Genomic DNA, 25,735 nt, shown 5'->3' on the forward strand with positions numbered 1-25,735 from the left:
GACGGGTGCGCGTGGAGCGGTCACGCGAGCCCGGCTCCGTCTGCCGGCCACCCCACCGGGCGGGGTCTTTCGTCGGGGGATCAGCCGCCGGGCACGATCCCGGCGGAAGGTCCGACGCAGGCCCCTAGTGGCCGCGGCTGCCGAACAGCGAGCGCCGCAGCCTGCGCAGCGGCGCGAAGAGCGAGACCCGCGCGCTCTTGCTCCTGCGGGTGTGCGCCACATCACGTGTCGTCAGCTCGAGCATGAGCGAAGTCGCCTCGGCCGACTCGCCCTGCGGGACGGCAGGACCGCCCAGCACCGCGAGATGGCGGTCGAGGCGCGAGCTGGTCGCGCTGCCTCCACATGTGATCGCAGGCACTCGCGCCCTGCTGCGCACCGTTATCTGTTCCATTTCACTCCCCACCCGTACGAGGGCACCCGGCCCGGGCAGGTTAACCCTATCGTCCCGTAGTGACACCCGTGTATCCCGGTCACAGGATTCACCACCCCTGTACGGGTGTTGACGGTCACTCAGCGAATCCATCTGATTCCAGGGCGAGTTGGACAGTTTTCGATCCGGGCCAATCCTCCTGCCCCTCTGCCCCGAATACCGGTCACCAGGCAGTACTGAACAAGGTTCTCGGACAGGACGGGATGGACGCGATGACCGCTATCAAGTGGAGCACGCGGGGGCGCAGGAATCTTGCCGCGCTCGTCTGTGGTGCGCTGGCAGCAGGGGGGCTCGCGGCCGCCGGTGCCACGACCACGCTCGCGCCGGGGGCGGCGAACGCCTCCAGCCACCGTGAGGCCCCGCTGATCTCGGGGCAGCCGCAGTACGACAACACAGACGTGTACGCGTTCGTGAGCCCGGACCGCCCGGACACGACGACGATCGTCGCCAACTGGCTGCCGTTCGAGGACCCGGCGGGAGGGCCCAACTTCTACCGCTTCGCCGACGACGCCCGCTACGAGGTCAACATCGACTCCGACGGTGACGCGCAGGGCGATCTGATCTACCGCTGGACGTTCCACGACAAGGTCAAGAACGGTGACACCTTCCTGTACAACACGGGTCCGGTGACCAGCATCGACGACCCGGATCTCAACATCACGCAGACCTACGACCTCGAACTGCTGCGGTTGAAGAAGCAGCGGGTGAAGTCGCGCACGAAGATCGCCGAGCATGTACCGGTAGCCCCCTCGAACGTGGGCAAGGCCTCCATGCCGGACTACGCGAAGCTGCGCGCCCAGGCCGTACACCGGATCGAGGACGGCACCGCGGTGTTCGCGGGCCAGGCCGACGACCCGTTCTTCCTCGACCTGCGCGTCTTCGACCTGCTGTACGGAGGCGATCTCTCCGAGGTGGGCCAGGACACGCTGAAGGGCTACAACGTCAACAGCATCGCGCTGCAGGTGCCGACGAATCAGATCCGGCAGTCGCACCACCAGCCGGTGGTCGGCATCTGGTCGACCACGTCCCGCCGGAACGCGAGCGGTGACTGGACCCAGGTGTCGCGTCTCGGGATGCCGCTGGTCAACGAGGTCGTCGTACCGGTCAAGGCGAAGGACAAGTTCAACGCCTCGGTCCCGAAGGACGATGGCCAGTTCCTGTCGTTCGTGACCGAGCCCGAGCTGCCGAAGCTCATCGAGTCCATCTACAAGATCGAGGCCCCGAAGGAGCCGCGCAACGACCTGGTCGAGGCGTTCCTGACCGGCGTCAAGGACCTGAACCAGCCGCCGAAGGTCCAGCCCTCCGAGATGCTGCGGCTGAACACCTCGATACCGCCGTCCAACTCTCCGAAGCGCCTGGGTGTGCTGGACGGGGACAAGGCCGGGTTCCCCAACGGACGGCGGCTGACCGACGACGTGATCGACATCTCGCTCCAGGTCGTCGAGGGCGAACTGCTGGGCAAGAAGAACGACCTGGGAGACGCCGTGAACGCCAACGACCGGGGCTTCGAGAAGAAGTTCCCCTACGTCGCGCTCCCGGCCTCGGGTTCCGACGGTCCGGTGGCGGACGGCAAGGGCGGCACTCGCAGCCAGCTGAAGGGCGGCGCCTCCGAGCTCATGGGCGCCTCCGGTGACAACTCCACCCTGGTCGCCGCCTCTCTGGGCGCGGGCGCCGGGGTCGTGCTGGTCGGCCTGGGCCTCGGATGGTCGCGGATGCGCCGGCGCAGCAGGGGGGTTCTGTGACGGCCGGAGCTCGTGGCCGCTCCGCGCGGCTCGCGGCCGGGGTGGCGGGTCTCGCGCTCGTGCTGACGGCCGTGGGAGCGGTCGCCGGCGGCGGGGGCGAGATGCCCGCCGCCCCGGCGGCCGCCGCGGGGGCGGCGGTGGGCCAGGGGGTACGTCCTCTGCAGGCGCACCTCAAGAAACAGCCCAAGGACGCGGGTGCCTGGGCGGCGCTCGGGGCCGCCTATGTCGAACAGGCCCGGGTCAGCGGTGACGCGACGAGGTATCCGCAGGCCGAGAAGGCGTTCGCCCGGTCCCTGCGGCTGCGGCCCGCGGACAACGCCGAGGCGCTCGCGGGGCGCGCCGCACTCGCCGCCGCACGGCACGACTTCCCGGCGGCGCTCCGTGACGCGGACAGCGCGCTGAAGGTGAACGCCTACAGCGAGCGGGCCCTCGCCGTACGGATCGACGCACTGGTCGAAACGGGGCAGTACCCCGCAGCCGCGGCGGCGGCCAAACAGGCGGACGCGCGCCGGCCGGGCATCCCCGTCTTCACCCGCTTCGCCTATGTGCACGAACTGCGCGGGGACACCAAGGAGGCGCACCGGGTGCTGGAGCTCGCCCTGGACTCGGCCGCCCGCCGCCCGGACCTCGCCTACACCTCGACCGCGCTCGGGCAACTCGCCTGGTCCCAGGGCGACTACGAGGAAGCACTGCGGCGCTGCGGGTTCGCGCTCAAGGCCGAGCCGGGCAATCCGGAGGCCGGCGAGTGCCGGGCGCGTGCGCTGGCGGGAAAGGGTGATCTCAAGGGCGCGATCAAGGAGTTCGAGGACCTCGTCGAGCGCTTCCCGCTGCCCGGGCGGCTGGTCGCCCTCGGCGAGCTGTACGAGGCGACCGGGCAGCCCGGGCGTGCCAAGGAGCAGTACGCCGTCGTCGGCACCTACACCGGTCTGGCCCGCGCGGGTGGGGTCAATCCGGATCTGGACACCGCGCTGGCCGCCGCCGACCACGGCGACCGTGCCGCGGCGCTGCGCGCGGCACAAGCCGAATGGCAGCGACGCCGCACGGTGCACACGGAGGACGCGCTGGCCTGGGCCCTGCACCGCTCCGGGAAGTCCGAGGAGGCCCTCGCACACGCCCGGCGGGCCACGGCGACCGGATACCGCAACGCCGCCTTCCTGTTCCACCGCGGAATGATCGAGCGGGCGGTCGGCGACAACGCCGGCGCCCGGGCCTCGCTGACCCGCGCTCTGACACTCAACCCCGGCTTCTCACCGCTCGGTGCACGCGAAGCCCGGCGGACGCTCGACGCCCTGGAGGGGTCATGAAGGGGCACACACCGACCAGGACCGCGCTGCTGCTCGCCGTGACCAGGGCGGCGGCGGCCGCGGCGCCGGGCTGTCTGTCGCGGACGTACGCCCCCGGTCCCCGTCCCGTTCCGCGGCCGCGGGTCTCACGCGGCCCCTGGGGGCGGCATGTCGCACGGGCGACCGCCGCGCTGGGCCTGGCGCTCACCGCGCTGCTCGCGGGCGGCGCCACTCCCGCCGCCGCGCATCCCCTGGGCAACTTCACGGTCAACCGCTACGACGGACTCGTCATCGGCGACGGGGAGTTGAAGATCGACCATGTGGAGGACCTGGCGGAGATCCCCACCGCCAGAGTGCGGCCGAGGGAACTCCCGGCCCCGGCACTCGCGGCATGGGCGAAGGAGCGGTGCGCGCAGGCCGCGAGCGAGGCGGAGCTGCGTGTGGACGGCCGGCCGGTGCCGCTGACGGCTGGTACCGCCCGGACCGAAATACGTCCCGGGCAGGCCGGATTGCCGACCCTGCGTCTGGAGTGCGGGATGACCGCGCCGCTGCCGCGGCGCGAGACGGCCCTCGTCTTCCGGGCGGCCGGTGCGGACGGGCCCGGCTGGCGCGAGATCACGGCGCGGGGCGACCGCACGTCCCTCAAGGGGTCGGATGTGCCCCGGGATTCCGTCTCGCGCAGGCTGTCGGCGTACCCGGAGGGTCTGCTCGAGTCGCCGCCCGACAAGACCAGCGCCGAGGTCACGGCGGTGCCCGGGGGACCCGCGCTGGCGGAGGAGGCCTCGGCGGCCGCACCCCCCTCGATCCTGCCGCGCGGTGTGGACCGCTGGACGCAGAAGCTCACCGGGCTCGTCGAACACCGCGAGCTCACCCTGTCCTTCGGGGCGCTCGCCCTGGCGATCGCCGTCGGCCTCGGAGCCCTGCACGCGCTGGCTCCCGGGCACGGGAAGACGCTGATGGCGGCGGCAGCGGCCGCGGGGGGCCGCAGTTCGCTGCGGGACGTCCTGGCCCTCGGCGCTTCCGTGACCGTGACCCACACCCTCGGGGTGTTCGCGCTCGGCGCGCTCGTGGCGACCGGCTCGGCCGTCAGCCCCTCCGTGGTGGGCTGGCTCGGAGTGGCGAGCGGCTGCCTGGTCACGGTGGCGGGCGCGCTGCTCGTACGCCGGGCCTGGCGGCAGCGGGCCGGCGGGCAGGGGCATACGCATGTCCACTGGGTGGGCGGGCGCGCCCACGTCCACAGCCACAGCCACAGCCCTTCCGGCGGCCACGAACGTCCGCACGGGCACGACCGCGAGGATGCGCACGGCTCCTCCCACGCAGACGGCCATGAGCACGGGCACGCTCCCGCACACGCACACGCACACGCACACGCACACGGCCATGAGGCCGGGCACGAGCACGGTCCCGCCCGCGAGCACGACCACGGCGCCGCACCGGCCGGGAGCCCCGGGACCACACCGGAACACGGCCACGCCCATGAGCACGCCCCCGCCCCCGCCCGCCCCCAGCCACTGCGCCGGACCGTTCTGCTCGGCTTCGCCGGCGGCCTGGTGCCCAGCCCGTCCGCCGTCGTCGTCCTGGTCGGGGCGGCCGCACTGGGGCACGCCTGGTTCGGTCTGCTGCTCGTCGTCGCCTACGGCGCGGGCCTGGCGCTCACGCTCGCCGCGGCGGGCTTCGCCGTCGTACGGCTCGGGGCACGCGCGGCCGCCTGGTTCGAGCGGCGAAGGGCCGGGGGCCGGCCGAGCGGGCGGCTGCTCGGCTTCGTCCAGCGCACCGCCCCGCTGAGCACGGCGCTCGCCGTGCTCGTCCTGGGGTGCGGATTGGTGTTCAGGGGGGCCGCAGGCGCCATCAGTTGAGCTAACTTGGAAGGGTTTCCACCGTGATGGCCGCTCTGCTGCGAATGGGGGACTCGTGATGAGCGAAGTGCCGGGCGGCGATCGGGAGGACGGGACGCTGGTCGCGGGGCGCTATCGGCTGCTCGGCCGGCTCGGCGAAGGCGGTATGGGCGTCGTGTGGCGCGCCCGGGACGAGGCCCTCGGCCGGGAGGTGGCGGTCAAGGAGGTCCGTGCGCCGGCGGCGCTCGAGACCGCCGATGTGCGCCGGCTGTACGCCCGGCTGGAACGCGAGGGATGGGCCGCCGCCCGTGTCTCCCAGCGCAATGTCGTCACCGTCTACGACGTGGCCTCGCACGACGGACGGCCGTGGATCGTCATGGAGCTGGTCCGGGGGCTCTCGCTGTCCGAAGTGCTCGACGCCGAGGGTCCCATGACGCCGCGCCGCGCCGCGCACATCGGAGCAGAGGTCCTCGCCGCACTGCGCGCCGCGCACGAGGCAGGAGTGCTGCACCGGGATGTGAAGCCCGGCAATGTGCTGATCGCCAACGACGGCAGGGTGGTGCTCACGGACTTCGGGATCGCCACGGTCGAGGGCACCTCCCATCTGACGATGACCGGTGAGATCGTCGGCTCGCCCGAGTTCCTCGCGCCGGAGCGAGCGCTGGGGCGCACGCCAGGCCCCGAGTCCGATCTGTGGTCGCTCGGCGTGCTGCTGTACGCGGCTGTGGAGGGGCAGTCGCCATTCCGTCAGAACACACCGCTCAGCACCCTGCGGGCGGTCGTCGACGAGGAGTTGCCACCGTCACGCAGGGCGGGCGACCTGGCCGGGGTCATCGAGGGCCTGCTGCGCAAGGATCCGGCGGAGCGGCTGTCCGCGGCAGAGGCGGAGCGCGAGCTGCGGATCGTGGGAGCCGGCGGCGCCCCGCGTACCGGCTCCACTCCTCCGGCGCCCGCGGGCGGATACGCCCCTACGGTCACCGCGTCCACGCCGGCGGGTCCGGCGGCGCCGACGGCATCGGCCACGCCCGTGGGAGCGGCGGCGCCGGTGGGAGGTTTCGGGCCTGCGACCCCGCCGACCGGTGCCACCGCGCTGCCCTCCGGCCGGCCGCGGCGCGCCCTGGTCGCGCTGGTCGCGGGGATAGCGCTGCTGCTGCTGTCGGTCGCGGGGCTGACCTATGCGCTGGTGAAGGACCGCGATACGGGCGGCCGTGGCAGCGGCGGCCGGGCTGCGACCAGCGGGACGACGAGCGGCGCGACCGGCGGCCCTGCCGCGACCGGTGACGAATCGTCCGCACGTACGCCCGGCGGCACCGGCGACGGCACGAGCAGCGGCACAGGCACCGGTGAGGGCACGAACTCAGACACCGGGGGCGGCAAGGGCTCCGGCGGCGGCCATGGTTCCGGTCCGGACCGCCCGCCGTGGACCGTGCAGGTCCACGCCGAAGCCGTGACCGGCGAATACAGCGGTGTCTGCCCGCCGCCCGAGACGGCGGCTCCTGCCTTCCGTGCGACGATCACGGTGAGCCGTACCCCCGTGTCGGTCTCCTACCGCTGGGTGACCGAGAGCGGCAGTTCATCGGACAGACCGGGCTGGCAGACGCTCGACTTCCCCGCGGGCGGGAGCACTTCGCAGCAGGTGCACCACATCGAGCGGACCTCTGCGGACCACGCGGCGGACGCGGGAAAGGCGGGAGACGCCACGCACCACGACCGGATCCGGGTGGAGGTCCGCAGTCCGGTCGAGGCGCGGTCGAACTGGGTGGCGTTCTCGGTGACCTGTGAGCGCAAGGAGTCCCCGTCCCCCGCCCCGGGCGGTACGGACGGGTCCTCCTCCCCGTACGGGTCCCTTACACCGCCGTACTGAAGGCGGGCAGGTAGCCGCCCGACTGTCCCGATGCGGTGGGGTGGTACGACTCGGTGATGTTGAACCAGTTGATGCTGTGCAGCCAGTCGGCGCCGGAGCAGATCTCGTGTCCGGTGAAGCCCTGGGCGACATCGGCGAAGGTGAACCCGTGGTCGGCGGCCCGCTTGGCGATGGCGGTGTTGAGGTAGTCGGCACCGCCGTTGATCGCGGTGCGCTCCCGCTCGCTGAGCCCGGTGAGACAGCTGCCGCTCAGCCGGTAGAAGCGGGGGTATCCGAGGACCACGACCCGTGCGGCCGAGGCGCGGGATCTGATCGCCGAGTACACGCTGTCGAGCCGTCCGGGCAGGGTGGTGTCGACATAGCGCTTTGCTGCCTCCACCCGTGCGATGCAGGCGCTCTCGGACTGCAGCACACAGGTGGTCATGACGTCGGCGAAGCCGGCGTCGTTGCCGCCGATGGTGAGGGACACGAGGTCGGTCGCGGAGGTGAGGGGGCCGAGCTGACCAGCCGTCACATCACTCGTACGAGCGCCCGAGCACGCCGTGAACGCGAAGGACGAGGGTGAGTGAGCGGCCGCCCAGAGTGCCGGATAGGCGCGGTTGGTGCGCAGGCAGTCGCCGCTGGAGCCGGTGTACGCGCCGGCGCCGACGCCCGAGGAGTACGAGTCGCCGAGGGCCACGTAGTCCAGGGCTGCCGCGCTCCGGGCGGCCTGCGCCGGGCCCGCACCGGTGAGTGCGAGGACGGCGCCGAGAAGGAGGGAAGAGGCGAATGCCGCGATTCGGGACAGTTTCATGGAACCTCCCTTTAGCAGGATCTCTGCCTCAACTGTCGTAGCACGGCCCATACTTCACCGGAAGTGTCCATGCCAAAAACAAAGGAGCTCATCGTCGACTACGTGATGATCCATCGGATGAATCACATGATCGACCGAAATTAACCGCCACAGGCGCCACTTCAAATACCCCTCTTCTCCCCTTTACCGAAATACGGAAGCAGGGCACGCATTTCGACTGTGAAAGGAAAAAGAAGCAGAAAGGTGAGACCTCGTTCCAGGTCTTGTCATACAGTCCTAATCATCAATACCGTCGTACATCCACCCGCAACGGCCCATCATGCGAAGCGACTCCAGGGGAGGGGTTCGTCGAGCGTCGCGATGGTCCGGAGCGGAGCGCGGTAGGGGGGTGCCGTGACCGGTCGCGTCTTCACGCGTGTGCCGGGCCACGGGCCGCGCGGCCAGCAGTACCAGCTCACCCGACCAGCACGGAGATCGATGCCGTCATGTCAGGGGTGAGAACCCCCCTTTCGAACCGGACACTCATCCGGACCGCCCGGGGGCGGGCGGTCCACCGGACGAGAGGGAAACCAGTCATGAGCTCCTTCCTGCGCCCGGCGGTCCAGGTGACCACCGCAGCGGCTCCCGCAACGGCCGCTTCCGTACCGGGCCGGAAATCCGCCCAGTACCGTCCGATCTCCTCCCATCTCGCGATCGCCCCGCCGGTCAGCGTCGTGATCCCCGCCATGAACGAGGCGGAGAATCTTCCGTACGTCTTCAAGACGCTCCCCGAGTGGATCCATGAAGTCGTCCTCGTCGACGGCAATTCGACGGACGCCACGGTCGACGTCGCCAGAGAACTGCGGCCCGACGTCAAGGTCGTCAAGCAGGCGGGCAAGGGCAAGGGCGATGCGCTCATCAGCGGGTTCGCCGCCTGCACCGGAGACATCATCGTGATGGTCGACGCCGACGGCTCGGCGGACGGCCAGGAGATCGTCAGCTATGTCTCCGCCCTCGTCGGCGGGGCCGACTTCGCCAAGGGCTCCCGCTTCGCCAACGGCGGGGGCACGGACGACATGACACCCATCCGCAAACTCGGCAACCGCGTCCTGTGCGCCGTCGTGAACGCCAAGTTCGGCGCCCGGTACACCGACCTCTGCTACGGCTACAACGCCTTCTGGCGGCACTGCCTCGACCGGATCACCCTGGACTGCACCGGCTTCGAGATCGAGACCCTGATGAACATCCGGGTCGTCAAGGCCGGACTGCGGGTCCAGGAGGTGCCCAGCCACGAGTACCTGCGCATCCACGGCGTGAGCAATCTCAGCGCCGTACGGGACGGGCTGCGGGTCCTCAGGGTGATCCTGCGGGAGAAGGGCGTCCGCCGGCGTCCCGCACGGCGTACGCCTCCCCTCACGCTCAAGGCCCCGCGGGGAGAGCTCTCTTGAGCGACCGGACCTGCTCCGTGGTGATCTGCGTCTACACCGAGGACCGCTGGGCGGACATCCTGGCCGCGGTCGACTCGGTGCGCGAGCAGTCCCTGCCCGCGCTGGAGACGCTGCTCGTCGTCGACCACAACCCGGCGCTGCTCGAGCGGCTGGCGAAGGAGTTCGAGGACCACGGCGGATCCGGGGCGCCTTGGGAACCCGGAGGGTCCGGGGAGTCCGGTGCCGCCGTCCCCGGACACGAGGTACGGGTGCTCGCCAACGCGGGCCCCCGCGGCCTCTCCGCGGGCCGCAACACCGGAATCGCCGTCGCACGCGGCGAGATCGTCGCCTTCCTCGACGACGACGCCGTGGCGGAACGCGACTGGCTCCGCTACCTCGACGAAGGCTACGGCGACCCCCGTGTCATGGCGGTGGGCGGAAGGACCCTGCCCGCCTGGGCCTCCGGACGCCGCCCGGACTGGTTCCCCGAGGAGTTCGACTGGGTGGTGGGCTGCACATACCGGGGCCTGCCACCCGGCCGGGTGCGGGTGCGCAACGTCCTCGGCGGCAACGCGTCGTTCCGGCGCGCGGCCTTCGAGGCGTCGGGCGGCTTCGCCACCGGTATCGGACGGGACGGCAGCAGAAGGCCGCTGGGCTGCGAGGAGACCGAGCTGTGCATCCGGCTCAGCCGGGCCCTCCCCCATGCGGTCCTGCTGATCGACGACCGTGCCGTCATCCACCACAAGGTCCCGGCCGCGCGTGAACGCTTCGGCTACTTCCGCACCCGTACCTATGCCGAAGGACTGTCCAAGGCCCTGGTCTCCCGCAGCGTGGGCCGCGGCAAGGGGCTGGAGTCCGAGCGCCGGTACACCACCCGGGTGCTCCCGGCCGGTGTCGTACGCGGGCTGCGTGACGCCCTGCGGGGCAGACGCGGCGGGGCCGGCCGGGCGGGTGCGATCGTGGCCGGAGTGGTCACGGCCGCGCTGGGCTACACGCTGGCCGGCCTGCGCACCCGCTCGGGCGTGGCGTTCTCCCACGGCCCGATCTCCGCGTACGCCCCCGGTCCGCACGAGGAGGAGCCGCAGTGAACCAGGCCGTGCCGATCCTCATGTACCACGCCGTGGGAGACCGGCCCGCACCCGGTGCCTATGGCCTGTCCGTGGCACCGGAAGCGTTCGCCGAACAAATGGAGCTGCTCGGCGAACGGGGCTTCGCCCCGCTCACCACCGCGGACCTCGCCCGGGCGTGGCGGCACGGGCGACCGCTCCCGCCACGGCCCGTGCTGATCACCTTCGACGACGGCTACGAGGGCGTGCACCGGCACGCCCTCCCCGTACTCGCCGGGCACGGATTCGCCTCGACCCTGTTCGTCTCGACCGGATGGCTGCGGGGTCCGTACGAGACGGGCGGCGCCCCGGACACGATGCTGGACTGGGACCAGGTGCGGGAACTCGCCGCCGCGGGCACGGAGATCGGCGGACACTCGCACACCCATCCCCAGCTCGACCAGCTCGACGACGCACGGCTGCGTGAGGAGGCGCTGCGCTGCCGGGAGATCATCGCCCAGGAACTGGGCACGGCGCCGGTCTCGTTCGCGTACCCCTACGGCTACTCCAGCAGACGGGTGCGCCGGACGGTCCGGGCGGCCGGCTTCACCCAGTCGCTCGCCGTCGGCAACGCCCTGGCCCGCCGCGAGCAGGGGCCTCACGCACTGGAGCGGGTGACCGTACGGAGGTCCACCGGCATCGAGGAGTTCGCCCGGCTGGTCGAAGGCCGCTCCGTCGCCAGGACCTTCGCCCGCGACCGTTCCCTCACCAAGGGATACGCGCTCGTCCGCAGGGCGCGCAGCGGCGTACGGCTGCTGCGCGCACGGGTGCAGCGTGCATAGGGAGATGGTGACGACAGGCCCAGGTCCCGCGTCAAAAGGCCGTGCGGTGAGCGTCCTCGTGGCGGATCATGGGCGCCATGTCTGCCAAGCCTGAGGACGCACTGCCGGTCCGGCTCACCGTCGACGACAGCGATTCACCGGCGGACGTCGTGGACGCGCTGTTCCTCGGCCGCTTCGCGACGGGCGAGCAGCCGTACGCACACAGCTCGACGATCGACCGGGTCAGGCCCGGCGCCACGCTGCTGCCGCCGGGCGCGTCCGTGCTGCGCGCGGCGCGGGACGACGACCGCAGCGCGACCCTCGCCGAGGGCGAAGGCTGGACCCTGCTCGTGTCCCGGTGGAACCGCGGCGCCGATGTCACCGTGACCGCCGTGAGCTCCGAACTCGCCGAGGCGATCCACGGCCAGGCGACGGACGGGGTGCAGGACGAACCCGAACCGCAGCCCGAGAACGTCACGATGGGCTTCTGGTACGTGTCCCCGCGCCGCGGACCGTATCGCACGACCCGCCAGATCTCCGCGGGCACCTGGGAGGAGATCCGGTCCAACTACACGGCGCCGGTGGCCGATGCGATGGACGGACTGATGAAGGTCACCCCGGACGACATCGCCGGGAGGCTGCTTCTGCTGCACGGGCCACCGGGCACGGGCAAGACATCGGCGCTGCGGACACTGGCGCGTTCCTGGCGGGACTGGTGCCAGGTCGACTGTGTGCTGGACCCCGAACGGCTGTTCGCCGACGTCGGCTATCTGATGGACATCGCGATCGGCGAGGACGACTGCACGGCCAAGGGCCGCTGGCGACTGCTGCTCCTGGAGGACTGCGACGAGCTGATCCGCGGCGAGGCCCGGCACACCGCGGGGCAGGCGCTGTCGCGGCTGCTGAACCTCACCGACGGTCTGCTGGGCCAGGGCCGCAACGTCCTGGTGGGTGTCACCACGAATGAGGACCTGGAGCGGTTGCACCCCGCGGTCGTCAGGCCGGGGCGATGCCTCGCCCGTATCGAGGTGGGTCCGCTCACCCGTGCGGAGGCGGTGTCCTGGCTGGGCACCTCGGAGGGCCTGGGACGTGACGGCGCGACCCTGGCGGAGCTCTACGCGCTGCGGCGCGGGGCAGGTCCGGCGTCGGTGCCGGTGCAGCACGACGGGGCGGATGCCGGTCTGTATCTGTGACACGGATCTGCCAGGTGGATCTGCGACGCGGATCTGTGACGCAGATAGGTGACATGGCTCTGTGTGGATCCCCGTGGACCTTGACGTGGCCGGAAGCCGGGCCGGGTGATGCCGCGACGGTCGCCGCGAGCAGCCAGGACGTCGCCGGGTAGATGCTGTGCCCGGCACGGGAGTTGTCCGTAGCGTAGGAATCCGCCGGGTGGTGCGGTTCGGTAGCACGCTGGGCTCATAACCCAGAAGTCGCGGGTTCACATCCCGCCCCGGCCACTGATCGACGGGCCCGGTCCTCACAGGACCGGGCCCTCGTCCGTCTTCCGGCTCCGATGGGTCGGCCGTCTGCCCCGTCCGGCCGTGCGCCTCTCCCGTACGTCAGTCCCCGTACGCCGCCCGCAGCGCGTCCTCCACCGCGGACGCCGCGTCGGCCCGGGACAGCCCGAGGCGCCGGACCTCCTCCGCGTACGTCTGCGCGGCCGAGGCGGCCCGGCGCTCGGCGGCGGCGCCCGCGGCGGCGAGGAAGGTGCCGTGGCGGCCGCGGGTCTCGATGACACCGTCCCCCTCCAGCGCGCGATAGGCCTTGGCGACCGTGTTCGGGGCGAGGCCCAGTTCCTCGGCGAGTCCCCGGACCGTGGGCAGCTTGTAGCCGACGGGCAGGGCGCCCGAGCGGGCCTGCTCGGAGATCTGGGCGCGGAGCTGCTCGTAGGGTGCGGTGGCGGAGTCGGCGTCGATGACGAGGTGCAAGGTCACGGGGCGATTGTCCCCCATCCCCTCTTCCCGGCGGCGAAAAAAATGGGAGGCGCGTGCTCCGGCTCGTGCCTAGCGTGACGCCCCATGACAGTGATTGTGCGCGATCTTCGTCCCGACGACCCACGGGACACCGAGGGCTTCGCCCTCGTCCGGCAGGCCTCGGTGCCGTTCATGCTGGTCAACGCAGCGTCCGTGGCCTTCGATGCCGCCCATGCCCATCCCGGCGCCCACTGGCGCCCGCTGGTCGCGGAGGAGGACGGCGAGGTCATCGGAACCGCGCAGGTCCGGCTCGGGTACCAGAGCCCCGAGCCCCGTGCGGGGCATGCCAACGTCTATGTGCATCCGGACCGGCGCGGACGAGGCGCGGGCGCACTGCTCCTGCGCTCCGCCGAGCGGCATCTCGCGGACGTGGGCGCCACGACGGTGCACTCGTGGGTGTTCGACGAGCCCGCCAACCGCGCCTTCGCCGAACGGCACGGCTACCGTCCGGGCCGGCCCGCGCACTTCCTCCGGCTCGATCTCGCGGGCGGCACGCTTCCCCCGCTCCAGCAGCCGCCGGCGGGGGTGGAGATCATCCCCGGTACGGCCTTCGAGAACGATCCCCGGCCGCTGTTCGATCTGGACGCCGAGACCACGGCGGACGAGCCGAGCGACGAGGAGGTGAAGCTCGACGACTACGAGCACTGGCTGGTGCAGACCTGGGGGCATCCGCTGCTCAACAGGGAACTGACCTCCGTGGCGGTCGTCGACGGCCGCCCGGTGGCGTTCACCGCTGCCTATACGGACGGCTCCACGCGCTACTCCACGGCGATGACGGGCACCGCCCGCGCCTACCGGGGACGGGGCCTCGCCAAGCTCGCGAAGAACGACTCGCTGCACCGGGCGCGGGCTGCGGGGATCACGGAGGCCTTCACCGGGAACGACGCGGGCAACGATCCCATGCTGGCGATCAACGACTGGTTCGGCTACGAGATCTGCGCCACGGAGGTGAATCACAGCCGTGCTCTCGTCTGAGGCAGCCGGGCGACGCGTGGAGGTCGTCCTGGTCAAGGCCGGGCGTACGAAGATCCGCTATCCGGCACGGGTCGTCTCGGACGACGGCGCCCGGATCACGGTCCGTGCGCCCTGGGCCGGTGACGGCGCCCGGGACTTCGGCTTCGTACGCTTCGAGCCGGGTGACGTCTTCACGGAGCACTACTGGCGCGAGCGCTGGTACGCCGTGAAGGAGGTGCGCACGGGCAACGGCACCCTCAAGGGCTGGTACTGCGACATCACCCGGCCCGCGGTCGTGGCGGAGAAGGAGCGGGGCACACACACCGAGGTGATCGTCGAGGACCTCGACCTGGATCTGTGGATCTCCGCGGACGGCGGTCGGATCCTCCGGCTCGACGAGGACGAGTTCGCCGCGAGCGGCCTCCCGGACACCGACCCCTCGGCGGCCCATGAGGCCCGCCGGGCCCTCGACGCGCTCGAACTCCTCGCCCGGGAGGGGCGGTTCACCTCGATCCTCGGGTGACGGGAAGCGGCACCGCCCGCTCGGGTACGTCCTCGTCGTACCCGATCGGGTCGTCGTCCTCGTGCCAGTGGACGACGAAACGCTCACCGGCGCGATACGCCTCGAACCCCGCCCGGCAATACGCCACCATGTCGTGCGGCAGTGCGGCGAGCGGATGCCAGGCGAGCTCGGAGCACTTGTGCGGCTCGCGGTTGTACGGCTCGCCGCCCCTCCCGTAATCGGCCTCGAAGAACCAGCCCGTCCGGGGCGGATCCCCCGGGCCGCGATGCTGCATCACCAGAGCGACGCGCAGATCGTCCGGCCCCAGCTCCAGGCCGATCTCCTCGGACGCCTCACGGGCCATCGCCGCACGCACGTCCTCGCCGTCCTCGACGTGCCCGGACGGCCCGTTCCACAGCCCGTCCCCGTATCCGGTCCCCGCCCTGCGGGCGAGCAGGACCTCTTCTCCCCTGCGCAGAACGAGGTGGACGTCGACCACCTCGCTGTGCCGCCGGGGCTGCGCCACCCGCGCCACCACTGCGTACCGTTCGTCGTCCACGGCTCGGCCCCACAACGCCGGGTCGGCCGACAGCCGCTCGACCTCGACATGGACGGTGAGCGGAGCGAGGGCGGCGGTCAGCCGCCGGGCAGGCAGTCCGATCCCGTTCCACACCCCTTCGACGAGCACCAGCCGGCCACCCGGCCGCAGCAGGGCGGCCCATCGGGCGAGCACGGTCCCGGGGTCGGGCAGTGCCCACAGCAGATGGCGGACGAGAACGACGTCGAACCGCCGTTCTCCCACGGGCGGCCGTTCCGCGGGCCCGGTCAGCACCTGGGCGCTCGTCCCCGCGAGTTTGGCGCGGGCCGCTTCGGTCATCCGCGGCGAGAGGTCGACGGCCGTCACCCGGTGGCCCTGCTCGGCGGCGAGCAAGGCCAGGCTGCCCGTCCCGCACCCGAGGTCCAGCACGTCGGACGGCTCGTCGGGCAGCCATCCGGCCATCCGTGCCGACCAGGCGGCGCGTACGGCCGGGTCGCGAAGTCCGTGATCGGGCTCGTCGTCGAAGCTGCCGGCTGCCGCGTCCCAGTCGATCGTCGTCATGCGTCCGATCGTCGCAGCCGGCACTGACAACGGCCCGTTCGGCGCGGTGGCTTGCGGTGGTGGAAGCGGTCGTACGGGCGCTCGGTGCGCCGCTCGGCGAAGAGACAGCCGTATCTGCGGAGGAGGTTGAGCGACTGCTCAGCCGCAGCGAAAGCGGCGGCACGACTCGCTCCGCAAGGGCGGACCGGAGACGATCCGGTGCCGGGCAGGAGACCTGCCCGGCACCGGATCACAACCGCACCCCGGAGGGTCCGTCCGGGGTCAGCCGCCCAGTTCTCCCGCGGCCTTCTTGATGTCCGCCGCGAAGGTGCTCACCTCGGTGTAGACACCCGGCTTGCCCGGACGGGCGCACCCCTCGCCCCAGCTGACGATGCCGACCTGGATCCAGGCCCCGGCGTCGTCCTTGCGGAACATCGGGCCGCCCGAGTCGCCCTGGCAGGTGTCGACGCCGCCGGTGTCCAGCATCCCGGCGCAGAGCTCCTCACCCGGGGTGAGCTGATCACCGTACGCCTTCACGCAGGTGGCGTCGTCGATGGCCGGGACCTTGGCCTTGAGGAGGTAACGCTGCTGGGAACCGCCCTCCTTGTCCGCGCCCCATCCGGCGATGTCGAACTCACCGGTGTTGAGCTTGTCGTCCTCGGCGATCGGCAGCGTGGGCAGGTCGATCGGCTTCTCGAGCTTGATCAGCGCCCAGTCCTTGCCCTTGCCGTTGTATCCGGGAGCCTGAAGCACCTGTGTGGACTTCACACTGACCGCTTTCGAGTCCTCCAGGTCGACAACACCGGCCGTCGCGGTGATGTCGGTGTTCGGGCCACTGCCCTGGACGCAGTGGGCGGCGGTGAGCACGATGTCCTTGGCGTACAGGGCGCCGCCGCAGCCCATGGACAGCCGGACCATGAACGGGAATTCACCCTGGTCGGCGCGGGTGCCGCCGACGACCTTCGTGCCCAGGTCGCCGCGTGGGGTCGGCTCGGAGGCTGCGAAGGCGTTGCCGGGCTGGAGGCTGAAGGCGGCGAGGGCGACGGCGCCTATGGCGGTGGTCGTCCTGAGATGCTTCAGAATGTCGGTCAACGGAGTTCCTCTCGTGGGGGGATGAGCGCTCCGATGAGCTCGACCCACACGAGAAACGGAAATCGCCACCGTTGAAGCGCGCCGAAATGACGGCAGCACGGCGTAAGGCGTCCGAACCCAGTGGGGGATGAGTTCGCAGAGCGCCTAGTGATTATCTGGAACAGACACTCGATGAACAAGAGCCCCGCGCAGCGCAACTGTCCTTGTCTGTACGCCCTTTGCAGCCAAGCTGTCCGTTTCCGGCCATCAACCGCGGATCGGAGTACCCGGGGCTCGTAGGGACTGACGGTTAGGGGGTTTCTGATGGATCTCCGTGGAGGAAGGAGCGGCGTCCGGTGCGTGCTCTCGGAGTGCCGGCCGGAAGCCCTCGTACTGGACGTACTTGGGCTTTCGGCCGGTGCGGCGAGTGGGGGTACCTCCCACGCCGTAAGGCCGTGGGGGCGTGCCGCGCGTCGCGACGCCACGGAGATCCGTCAGAAGCCCCCTAATCAAGTTGTGTTTGGAATGACGCAGATGGGCGGCACAGAGACCGGTGTCCCCCTGCGGACGGTCGTTGGCTTCCGCCACCGTCGACGCACCGTGCCACAGTCACAACGCTACTTCGGCATCGACGCCCACGAGGCAGGCGCCACCTCTGAGGGCTGATCATATGTGACCGATTCCCGTCGACCCATAGGCGGAATTGCACGGTGTCCCCGCCGTCGTGGCACTGGCCGGCGTCCTCGGCCAAAGGTCCACACGTGCCGAACCGGCCTTGTACCGCCCATGGCTTGAGCAGTACAGGGCCGGTGCGGGCACGATCAGACAGCGTGGTCCGTCAGCTCACGGACCACCGGGCCGACGGCCGGTCACTCACCCGGGCTCGACCTCCCAGCCCGCCTGGCGCTTGGAGGTGTTGCCATCGGCATCGGCCGCGGTGAACGTGACCTCGAATGTGCCCTGCTTGGTGGGCTTGCCGGTGACCACACCGGTGGCCTTGTTCAGAGTCAGCCCCGGGGGCAGGCCGGTGGCGGTGAAGGTGACGCACTGGCGCTGCGGGTCGGGTGCCCGCAGCGACACCCTGACCTCCGCACCGACCTTGGTCCACTGGCCGTTGACCATCTTCAACGCCGGGGACTGCGGAGCCGGGGGTACCGGGTCGCTGCCGTCGACCCCGACCGCGAGCCATGCCGCGGCCACGGTCTTGGCCTCGGTGCTGTCCTTGCCGTACAACTCGGCCGCGGCGCGCAGGCTCGCGGCGCGGGCACCGGAGAAGTTGGAGTTGGGCATCAGATAACGGGTCAGCGCGCGGTACCAGATCTTCCCGGCTTTGTCGTTGCCGATACCCTTGACCGCCGGTGCTCCACCGCAGGTCGGGCTGTCCCCCCACTGCGACTTCCCACTGCCCACGGCCAACTGGTAGAAGAACTTGTTGCTGATTCCACCGATGTGGTGATTGGGTCCGTCTCCCCCTCCCACACCCGGCGTCCAGCAGCCCTTGGACGCCCCGTCCTTGGTGGGATCGTCCATGTACCGCAAGGGCTTGCCGCTCACGCCCTCACCGATGGTGTAGTCCGGCTGGTCCTTGCCGTTGTTCGCCGAGAACTCCACCAGGGTGCCGAAGATATCGCTCGTGGACTCGTTCAGGCCCCCGGCCTCGCCGTTCAGATCCAGGCCCGCGGTCATGCCGGTGATCCCGTGGGTCATCTCGTGCGCCACCACGTCGGTGGGGCTCCATGCGGCATTACCACCAGCCGCCGGGCCCAGGACCATACAACCGCACTCCGGGTCGTACTGACCGAAGACCTGATCCTCTGGCGTGCCCACGTCGGTGAACACCCGGACCCCCACGCCGTCGTCGGCAATACCGCGCCTCCCGTGCTGCTTCAGGAAGTAGTCCCAGGTCCGCGAGGCCGCGACGTAGGCGTCCACATCGCCGGTCTGCCGGTCGTCCTTGCTTCCGTTGCCCCAGACGTTGTCGGCGTCCGACGACGGCTTGCCGGTGCCCCAGCCGTTGAGGTAGCCGTTGGCCAGATTGCGCACCTGGAGACCACCGCGCCCGGGGTCCACCAACTCGAAGTCACCGTTGGCGTTCCGGGTCGTGCTGATCTTCACGTCACCGTTGTGGTAACCGTGCCCGAGCCCCGCGCTCGGTGGGCTCGCTGCCTGAGCCACGGTTGTGCTCAGAACGGTCACAGTCGCTGCCGACACAATGGTTTTCCATGTTCTTCTCACGGCGGATAGGAGTGCCAAGGGTGAGATGAGGTTGCCTTTTCCGGCGAAACCCGCGGTGTGAAATTACCGTGAGCGCGTTGTTAAATTACCGTGAGTAAAGCGTAGTTGGTGCCGTCATGGAGATGAGCAGCAACGACCTCCAGAGGGACCGACCCAACGCGGCACGAGGCGGCTCTCCGCGACAACCACGGACGAAGACATCCTCGAACGACGTGGTCGTTCATGCGCGCTGCGTGTTGTTCCTGAGCCCGTCCTTACCCCTTCCTTAAAGGGAGCATAAGGATCCCCGCCTCCCGCTCCCAGCAGGGGATTTCCCCGTTGCCGGGGGGCTAGCTTGCTGGTCGTCGGAGGCGAGGCCGGAGGCGTCCGTGCCGCAGTGGTTGCGGGCACCGGCCGCCGGGGTGGTCTCGCGTTCCGGTCCTTCCCCATGTACCGCTGCCATAGGAGATCCTCACCATGACCGCTCGCCGCAGGGCCGCTGGCGTCGCCGCGCTCGGTGCCGTACCGCTCGCGCTGACCGCCCTGACCGCTTCACCGGCCGTCGCGCACGGGTCGATGACGGATCCCGTGAGCCGGGTGTCCGCGTGCTACGCCGAGGGGCCCGAGAGCCCGAAGTCGGCCGCGTGCAAGGCCGCGGTGGCCGCCAGTGGCGCGCAGGCGTTCTACGACTGGAACGAGGTCAACATCGGCGATGCCGCAGGCAGACACCAGCAGCTGATCCCCGACGGAAAGCTCTGCAGTGCCGGGCGCGACAAGTACAAGGGGCTGGATCTGCCGCGCGCCGACTGGCCGGCCTCGAAGCTGACCGCGGGCACCCATACGTTCCGCTACAAGGGGACCGCCCCGCACAAGGGTTCCTTCGAGCTGTACCTCACCAAGGACGGGTACGACCCGTCGAAGCCGCTGAAGTGGTCCGACCTGGAGGCCAGGCCCTTCGCCAAGGTCGCGGACCCGAAGCTGGTCAACGGTGAGTACGTCTTCGACGGGACGGTCCCGAGCAAGTCGGGGCGGCACCTGATCTACTCGATCTGGCAGCGCTCGGACTCGCCCGAGGCGTTCTACACCTGCTCGGACGTGGTGTTCGGCCAGGACAACGGCGGCTCCGCCCCGGAGGGCGGCGGAGCCGCGCCGACCGCGTCCGCCCCGAGCGACGGCCAGATAGCGGACGGGGCCGGCAAGTCCACGGTGGACCACGGCGGCCACGGCGGTGACGGTACGGCCGGTCAGCCGGCGCACCCCTCCGCGGCCTCCGGCGGTACGGGGACGGACTCCGCCGCGCAGCCGGACAACGCCCAGGCGAAGCGGGCTTCGCGAGGCAGTGCCGCCCAGGTCGACAGCGCCGGCGTGGACCTGGCCGAGACCGGAGGCAGCAGCGCGACGCCCTATCTGGCCGCGGGTGGCGCCGCGGTGGTGCTGGTCGGAGCGGCGGTGGTCTACGGCTCGGTGCGCCGCAAGGCCTCCCGCTGAGCCCGTGCGACGACGGGCCGGGGGCACCGCCGATGCGCGGCGCTCCCGGCCTGCTTCCTGTGCGGACTACTCGAAGACCGACGCGCAGTTCGTGGGTGTGGCGTGCGTGGGGTCGAGTGCGTTGATGACCTCGTGGTAGGCGACCCGGTCCCACAGACCGATCGCGACATGCTCCGAGAGGTCGATGGCGCACAGGTCCTGGAGCGTGACGTTCCTGACGTCGGGCCCGTTCAGATAGGTCGAGCGGTACGGCGTGACGACCTCGTCGTACTTGGTGGCGATGACGGTGTAACGCACACCGGGCACGGTGTCGCCGCCCGCGTTGAGTTTGGTGAGGAACGCGGATCCGACCATCTGGTCGGCGAGGCCGGGGGTGGTGGCCTTCAGCAGGTCGGCCGCGCCGGGGAAGTACTTGAGCAGTCCCGTGAGCCCGCTCAGCGTGGTTCCGTGGTTGCTGGGCGCGAGGCCGACGAGGGCGTTGACCTTGTCGGCGCCGCCCAGGAACTTCAGGTAGTAGCGCGGCATCATCCCGCCTTGCGAGTGCCCGACGATGTCGACCTCGGCGGCCCCGGTCGCGGCGAGGACCCGGTCGACGTAGGCGTCGAGTTGCTCTGCGGACTTGTCGATGGGACCGAGGCCGTGGAAGAGCGGAACGCCCGGCAGTTGCCCGTAGTCGAGCGAGAAGACGCAGTATCCGCGGTGGACGAGATACGGCGCGAGAGAGAGCCAGTTGTCCCAGGAGTTCCCCAGGGTGCCGTGGACGAGGACGACGGGCCGGGGATGGGCGGTCGAGGGCTTGCAGGAGTAGTCGTTCCAGCCGCTGCTGGGAGCGGTGGCGGTGGTGAGGGTGGCTGCGGATGAGGCAGTGGTGGTTGCGGGGCTGGCGGTGGCGGTGGCTGCGGGGGTGAGACCGATGGCGGCGGCCAGCGCTAGGGCGGCGAGGGGTCTGAGCACACTTTTCCAGGGCAGCATCGTGCGATCTCCTTGCGGCTCAAGGGAATGGCGATGACTGGGGATGTGGGGATGTGGGGATTTCCCTGCGGCCCGGACCACAAGTGAGAACTGCGCTGTTGACAACGTACGCACGAGTAACCAGGACTGGGAAGTTACGCGTCGGTAAAAATTGACAGCTTGTCAAGATTCCTTTGACGGCCCACTTCGGCGGCAGGAATACAGGTGCGCGGGCTGGGGAGTTCGTGCCTGCCGTCGTGCGGGAACGCTCCCTCGGCGACCTCGCCGCCGACGCTCAGGCCCGCGTCAGGCTATGCGCCAGAGCCTGTGCCAGGGCGGTGCGTCAGGGCATGCGTACGGCCACCGGGAACGCCGTATCCCGGTGGCCGTACGGTGAGCGGATGCCGGCCCGGAGCGTCCGAGCCGGACAGTTCAGTCCTCCCCCGGCTCCCCCTCCCCGGCCTCCCAGAGCTCCTCGAAGCGCTTGATGCGCCGTGCCACCCGGTCCTCCCGCAGATCCAGGGTGGTCTTCGCGTTCATTCCCCGCAGATCCGGCTCGACTTCATAGGACAGTGACCCGTCGAAGACGATGAAGTCGTTCGTGGTGTCGATCCCGGCGACCGGCGGGAGCTGGGAGAGTGCCAGAACGCGCACATCGATTCCCAGGCTCTGCTGGTGCTCGACGAGCTGCTCGAGTGCGTCGTCGATCTGGTCGGGCGTGTTCACGATGAAAAGCCGGCGGATCCGTACCCCGCGGCTGCGGATGGCGTCGCGCTGCGCCCTCAGATAGCGCTGCCCCAGTTCGGTGGGCCAGAAGTCATGGTCCACCGAGGTGCTGGTGGCGTCGATGCCCTCATTGGCGCACTGGGTCAGCGACACGATCCAGTCGTGGTCCTCCCCGTCGTAGTCCGCGTGCTGCTGGTTGAGATTGGCCATCAGGGTGGCGAGCCGGGTGATCTCGGCCTGTGCGAAGGCCCTGATGATCGGGGGTCCTTCCGAGCCCACGGCCGTGGCGTTGCGCACGAGCCGCGTCACCCCGTCGGCGCGCAGGGCCGATCCCTCGACGAGCCCGAACAGTTCCGTGGCCTGGTTGATCTGGGCGAACCCCTTGGCGACCAGGGCCTTCATCTCGGAGTTGTGGACGGTCAGACCGGTTTCCACGGCGCCGAGCCGGCGCTCGAAGTCGATCATGTACTGAATGATCATGGCGGCACCGCCGAGGAATATGGAAGCCGTCAGCTTCCACACCTCGGGCTGGTCCGTGGAGGCGGTCAGTCCGTAGGTGATGCCTCCGACCACCGCCGTGATCAGTACTTTCAGCAGGAACGGCGGTATGCCGCTCCCTTGCTGCCGGACTAAGCCATCCGGCGTTCCTTGCACTGTCGTCGGTGCGTTCAAGTCGTTCTACTCCCCCGGTTCGGGTCGCGCGCACACTCCCGTCAGCGTGCCGTCAGGGCTTCGCGCAGCAACGGAATGGCCTGCAGAGCCAACTGGTCCCTGATGCGCTGGACCAGCGTCTGCCACTGCCTGGTGAATCCCGGTTCCCCTTCGAGCACCTCCCAGAGCGGGCCCAGGGCCCTGTCCACACGTGCTTTGGGCATCCACAGATGGAGCAGATGGTCGACGGCCGGGCGCAGCGCCATGACGGCGTCGTGCCCGTCCACCGATCCGAGGCGGCTGCGCTCGACCATCCTGACGAGGGTCGTGAGCAGCCAGTCGTGCAGGGCGAGGTCCTCGCAGAGCCCGGCGACGGCGGAGGGATCTGTGTTCCCCGGCAGTCGCAGTTCCACGGTCCTCAACCCGTCAGTGGCGAGGGTGAACCGCTCGATGGACGGCTCCGCCCCGTCCGGGGCCGGCACGGCCGTCCAGCGCAGCCGGGTGCGCCCGGATTTGAAAGGTGTCTGCTGGTCGAGCAGCGGATGCCGCATGACGTCCCCGAGGAGGCGTTCGGCGATGGCTCCGAGGTCGAGCTCGCCGGGCTGCTGCCGGCCGGTCAGAAAGGCTTCGGCCGTGTCCCGTTCGGGAAGCCGGCCGAGCGGTTCCAGTACCCCGGGCCGGACCAGGTAGTGGTCCCAGGGCCGGCGCTGTTCGGGGCCGGCGGCCGGGGCTCGGAAGTGGGCGGTGGCCTGGAGCACCCGGCCCTCGGTGAGCACGGCACGCGCGGCGACGGTGCCGACGACGCGCACCTTCGCACCGGAGGCCGTCGGCACCCGGCAGTCCACACCCGTGAGCACATCGGGCGACACCGCGTGCTGGTTGGGACGCTCCGAGACGCATACGCGCTCGTCGGCACGCAGCCGCAGCAGTTCGCACGCCGCGGTCGCGGGCAGCGACTGAAGGGTCCGGAGCAGGCCGGTGCGAACCTCCCCGCAGGCCAGCACGGTCGTCGTGGGCTCCCCCCGCCCGCCCATCAGGGCCCCGGGTAGAAGACGTAGCCGGCACGGTCGGCGATTCCGTCGGGGACCGGCACGCCCTCGCGGGCGGAGCGCTCGGCGATCTGGCCGAACGCTCCGGGGTCCACCTCGACCTGGCTGAGGATGACCCTCACGGCGTGCTCAACGGGCAGGAACCGGGACGGCAGCACGGAGTGGGTGCGGTAGGCGGAGAACGGCGCGGCCGAGGCATTGAGCTGGATGAGCGGGGGCAGGTCGTCCCAGCTGTGCGGGAACTCCTTGCCGGGCCACGGCCGTGGGCGCAGCACCGGCTCTCCGCGGTAGCGCAGCAGTCCCAGCCGGGCCAGCTGCCAGACGGCTGCCAGGAAGGGGCAGGACCAGGTGCGGCGCCGGTCGAGGTCGTCCCAGAGCTCGACGTCCATGAACACCGAGTGGCGGCGGGCCGCGGTCTCGGTGGGCGGGCGCCACGACGGGACGTTGGCCATGGCTTCCAGGGATTCCACACCGGGGGTGCGTTCGCCGTTGGCGAGCCACCCTATTTCCCGCACCGGCGGGCGGGAGCCGTCGCTCCCGGGCGGTGGTGACTCGACCAGCCGGTGCTGCACGGCCTCGGCGACGCCGATGCCGTCGGCGACGGCACATCCGGACTCACGGGCCAGATAGTCGATGGTCAGTCCGTGCCGTTCCGCCTCGGCCAGCAGGACGGGCACGAGCTCGGCGGGAGTGGAGAAACGGGTGAAGTAGTCGTCGATGAGGAAGCAGGTGCTCACCCTGGCCCGTTTGCCGTGTCCGGCCGCCGTGGCGCGTACCGCTTCGGTCCAGGGCCGGACCAGCGCGAAGTGCTCGCCCAGTCGCTCCGGTCCGGCCTCGAAGTCCTCCATGTACAAGTGGCCGAGTTCCAGGGAGACATGGGAGAGCGGCACGGACTGGGTGCGGGGTTCCGCCGTCGTCTCGCGGAACACGGCGTCGGTCACGGCTGCCCCCAGGATTCGTCGTCGGTGAGCTTTCCGGCGAGCTCCTCGAGCGCCTGCCAAGTCTCCATGTTGGCGATCCTGCTGGCCAGGACGTCCTCGTCGGTGATGAGCTGCTCACGCCACTGCAGCACCGGCTCCAGGGGAACCGAGCCGAGCACCTTGCTGAAACCGACGTCGAGATCGGCGGCGAGTTCGTTGAGTTCCTGGTCGCACATGCGCATCCAGGCGGACTGGGCGGGCGGCACCTGCGACCACAGCGGCGACTCCGGGTCGGGGACGGCGGCCCGGACGAAGCGGATGGCGCCCCGCAGTTCGTCCTCGTCATGGCCGCGGGCCACTCCTCCGGAGACGATGCCGCGCTGCCCGAAGACCAGTCCGGCGGCGGCGATGACATGCTGCCTGGTCCACCGGTGGTAGACGAGCCAGCGTGCCTTGACGGCTCGCATCTCACGCTGGGACGTCGCCTCCAGGACCATGTCCACGGCATAGCTGCGCCCGGCGCTGAGGTCGACCACGACCAGGTCGAACTCGCTGTTCAGACGGAGGAAGAGGTCGACGCAGCGGCGCAGGCTCTCCTTGCCGACGGCGAACTCGCCACCGCTGAGGTCACCGGGCAGCAGCAGCAGACTGCCGGCGCCGGTGGGGCGGTGACGCAGCACGTCGTGCTCCGTGTCGGTCCATACGTCGATCCGCACCGGCTCGGGAATCTTGCCCTGGAGATACGAGTGGAGTCCGCCCTGCTCGATGCCGCGCAGGGCGCCGGGGACGTCGAATACGGCCGCGGCGGTGGGTGAGCCGAAGTCGAAGTCGAGGTAGCAGACGTCGTCCCCGGCGGCCGCACGGCGGTAGGCGAGATTCGCGCTCGTGACGGAACGGCCGGTGCCCCCCTTGTCGGAGGCGGCGAAAACGAGCAC

At 70.5% G+C, this 25,735-nt stretch carries 22 protein-coding genes and 1 tRNA gene; 12 read left to right on the plus strand and 11 right to left on the minus strand.

Annotated features, from left to right (window positions below):
- Positions 1–124 precede the first annotated feature (124 nt).
- Positions 125–391 (minus strand): hypothetical protein, encoded by a 267-nt coding sequence (locus tag ACTWOL_RS07350; protein ID WP_474295567.1) that lies wholly within the window; start codon positions 389–391, stop codon positions 125–127.
- A gap of 251 nt (positions 392–642) precedes the next feature.
- Between ACTWOL_RS07350 and ACTWOL_RS07355 the strand changes: the two genes are divergently transcribed.
- The 4 genes from ACTWOL_RS07355 to ACTWOL_RS07370 are packed head-to-tail and all read left to right on the plus strand — an operon-like array spanning position 643 to position 7,154.
- A complete protein-coding gene (locus ACTWOL_RS07355) occupies positions 643–2,172 on the plus strand; it encodes a DUF4331 domain-containing protein (RefSeq protein WP_474295568.1) in 1,530 nt (509 codons plus the stop codon).
- Positions 2,169–3,476 (plus strand): tetratricopeptide repeat protein, encoded by a 1,308-nt coding sequence (locus tag ACTWOL_RS07360; RefSeq protein ID WP_474295570.1) that lies wholly within the window; start codon positions 2,169–2,171, stop codon positions 3,474–3,476. The genes ACTWOL_RS07355 and ACTWOL_RS07360 overlap by 4 nt, the downstream gene beginning before the upstream one ends.
- Positions 3,473–5,311 (plus strand): hypothetical protein, encoded by a 1,839-nt coding sequence (locus ACTWOL_RS07365; protein ID WP_474295572.1) that lies wholly within the window; start codon positions 3,473–3,475, stop codon positions 5,309–5,311. Before ACTWOL_RS07360 ends, ACTWOL_RS07365 begins: the two co-directional genes overlap by 4 nt.
- A gap of 58 nt (positions 5,312–5,369) precedes the next feature.
- A complete protein-coding gene (locus ACTWOL_RS07370; RefSeq protein ID WP_474295574.1) occupies positions 5,370–7,154 on the plus strand; it encodes a serine/threonine-protein kinase in 1,785 nt (594 codons plus the stop codon).
- On the opposite strand, the gene ACTWOL_RS07375 is transcribed toward ACTWOL_RS07370, so the two are convergent.
- On the minus strand, positions 7,138–7,947 hold the full coding sequence (locus ACTWOL_RS07375; protein ID WP_474295576.1) for an SGNH/GDSL hydrolase family protein: 810 nt from the start codon (positions 7,945–7,947) through the stop codon (positions 7,138–7,140). The genes ACTWOL_RS07370 and ACTWOL_RS07375 overlap by 17 nt on opposite strands.
- 575 nt (positions 7,948–8,522) lie before the next feature.
- Here ACTWOL_RS07375 and ACTWOL_RS07380 point away from each other — a divergent pair.
- The 5 genes from ACTWOL_RS07380 (at position 8,523) to ACTWOL_RS07400 (ending at position 12,680) form a co-directional block, all read left to right on the plus strand.
- Positions 8,523–9,374 (plus strand): glycosyltransferase family 2 protein, encoded by an 852-nt coding sequence (locus ACTWOL_RS07380; RefSeq protein WP_474295578.1) that lies wholly within the window; start codon positions 8,523–8,525, stop codon positions 9,372–9,374.
- On the plus strand, positions 9,371–10,441 hold the full coding sequence (locus ACTWOL_RS07385) for a glycosyltransferase family 2 protein (RefSeq protein ID WP_474295581.1): 1,071 nt from the start codon (positions 9,371–9,373) through the stop codon (positions 10,439–10,441). The genes ACTWOL_RS07380 and ACTWOL_RS07385 overlap by 4 nt, the downstream gene beginning before the upstream one ends.
- Positions 10,438–11,241: a polysaccharide deacetylase family protein gene (locus ACTWOL_RS07390; protein WP_474295583.1), complete on the plus strand. Its 804-nt coding sequence runs from the start codon at positions 10,438–10,440 to the stop codon at positions 11,239–11,241. Before ACTWOL_RS07385 ends, ACTWOL_RS07390 begins: the two co-directional genes overlap by 4 nt.
- A gap of 77 nt (positions 11,242–11,318) precedes the next feature.
- A complete protein-coding gene (locus tag ACTWOL_RS07395; RefSeq protein ID WP_474295585.1) occupies positions 11,319–12,413 on the plus strand; it encodes a DUF5925 domain-containing protein in 1,095 nt (364 codons plus the stop codon).
- Between the two features lie 193 nt (positions 12,414–12,606).
- A tRNA-Met gene (locus ACTWOL_RS07400) sits at positions 12,607–12,680 on the plus strand.
- Between the two features lie 102 nt (positions 12,681–12,782).
- Here the strand turns inward: ACTWOL_RS07400 and ACTWOL_RS07405 are convergent.
- Positions 12,783–13,157 (minus strand): GntR family transcriptional regulator, encoded by a 375-nt coding sequence (locus ACTWOL_RS07405; RefSeq protein WP_474295588.1) that lies wholly within the window; start codon positions 13,155–13,157, stop codon positions 12,783–12,785.
- Positions 13,158–13,241: 84 nt separating this feature from the next.
- On the opposite strand from ACTWOL_RS07405, the gene ACTWOL_RS07410 reads away from it, so the two are divergent.
- Together ACTWOL_RS07410 and ACTWOL_RS07415 are read left to right on the plus strand one after the other, a co-directional pair.
- On the plus strand, positions 13,242–14,171 hold the full coding sequence (locus ACTWOL_RS07410; protein WP_474295590.1) for an N-acetyltransferase family protein: 930 nt from the start codon (positions 13,242–13,244) through the stop codon (positions 14,169–14,171).
- Positions 14,158–14,673 carry a ribonuclease FAU-1 family protein gene (locus ACTWOL_RS07415; RefSeq protein ID WP_474295592.1) on the plus strand — a complete coding sequence of 172 codons (516 nt, stop codon included), beginning with the start codon at positions 14,158–14,160 and terminating at the stop codon, positions 14,671–14,673. Before ACTWOL_RS07410 ends, ACTWOL_RS07415 begins: the two co-directional genes overlap by 14 nt.
- On the opposite strand, the gene ACTWOL_RS07420 is transcribed toward ACTWOL_RS07415, so the two are convergent.
- From ACTWOL_RS07420 to ACTWOL_RS07430, 3 genes are all read right to left on the minus strand, one after another.
- The gene (locus tag ACTWOL_RS07420; protein ID WP_474295594.1) at positions 14,654–15,751 is read right to left on the minus strand and encodes a methyltransferase domain-containing protein; all 1,098 of its coding nucleotides are present in this window, start codon (positions 15,749–15,751) and stop codon (positions 14,654–14,656) included. The genes ACTWOL_RS07415 and ACTWOL_RS07420 overlap by 20 nt on opposite strands.
- A 261-nt stretch (positions 15,752–16,012) precedes the next feature.
- On the minus strand, positions 16,013–16,822 hold the full coding sequence (locus ACTWOL_RS07425; protein ID WP_474295596.1) for a S1 family peptidase: 810 nt from the start codon (positions 16,820–16,822) through the stop codon (positions 16,013–16,015).
- Between the two features lie 852 nt (positions 16,823–17,674).
- A complete protein-coding gene (locus ACTWOL_RS07430; protein ID WP_474295598.1) occupies positions 17,675–19,036 on the minus strand; it encodes a M4 family metallopeptidase in 1,362 nt (453 codons plus the stop codon).
- A gap of 456 nt (positions 19,037–19,492) precedes the next feature.
- Here ACTWOL_RS07430 and ACTWOL_RS07435 point away from each other — a divergent pair, with 456 nt between their 5' ends.
- The gene (locus ACTWOL_RS07435) at positions 19,493–20,503 is read left to right on the plus strand and encodes a lytic polysaccharide monooxygenase auxiliary activity family 9 protein (RefSeq protein ID WP_474295600.1); all 1,011 of its coding nucleotides are present in this window, start codon (positions 19,493–19,495) and stop codon (positions 20,501–20,503) included.
- A 66-nt stretch (positions 20,504–20,569) separates the two neighbouring features.
- Here the strand turns inward: ACTWOL_RS07435 and ACTWOL_RS07440 are convergent, their stop codons facing one another.
- From ACTWOL_RS07440 to ACTWOL_RS07460, 5 genes are all read right to left on the minus strand, one after another.
- The gene (locus ACTWOL_RS07440) at positions 20,570–21,475 is read right to left on the minus strand and encodes an esterase/lipase family protein (protein ID WP_474295602.1); all 906 of its coding nucleotides are present in this window, start codon (positions 21,473–21,475) and stop codon (positions 20,570–20,572) included.
- A gap of 411 nt (positions 21,476–21,886) precedes the next feature.
- Complete coding sequence (locus tag ACTWOL_RS07445) at positions 21,887–22,753, minus strand: DUF6879 family protein (RefSeq protein WP_474295604.1); 867 nt, start codon at positions 22,751–22,753, stop codon at positions 21,887–21,889.
- Positions 22,754–22,893: 140 nt separating this feature from the next.
- Entirely contained in the window at positions 22,894–23,865 is a 972-nt protein-coding gene (locus ACTWOL_RS07450; protein WP_474295606.1) for an SCO2521 family protein, read from the minus strand.
- Positions 23,865–24,821 carry an SCO2522 family protein gene (locus ACTWOL_RS07455; protein ID WP_474295608.1) on the minus strand — a complete coding sequence of 319 codons (957 nt, stop codon included), beginning with the start codon at positions 24,819–24,821 and terminating at the stop codon, positions 23,865–23,867. Before ACTWOL_RS07455 ends, ACTWOL_RS07450 begins: the two co-directional genes overlap by 1 nt.
- Positions 24,818–25,735: an SCO2523 family variant P-loop protein gene (locus ACTWOL_RS07460; RefSeq protein ID WP_474295610.1), complete on the minus strand. Its 918-nt coding sequence runs from the start codon at positions 25,733–25,735 to the stop codon at positions 24,818–24,820. The genes ACTWOL_RS07455 and ACTWOL_RS07460 overlap by 4 nt, the downstream gene beginning before the upstream one ends.

This window comes from Micromonospora sp. IBHARD003 (genome assembly GCF_056106285.1).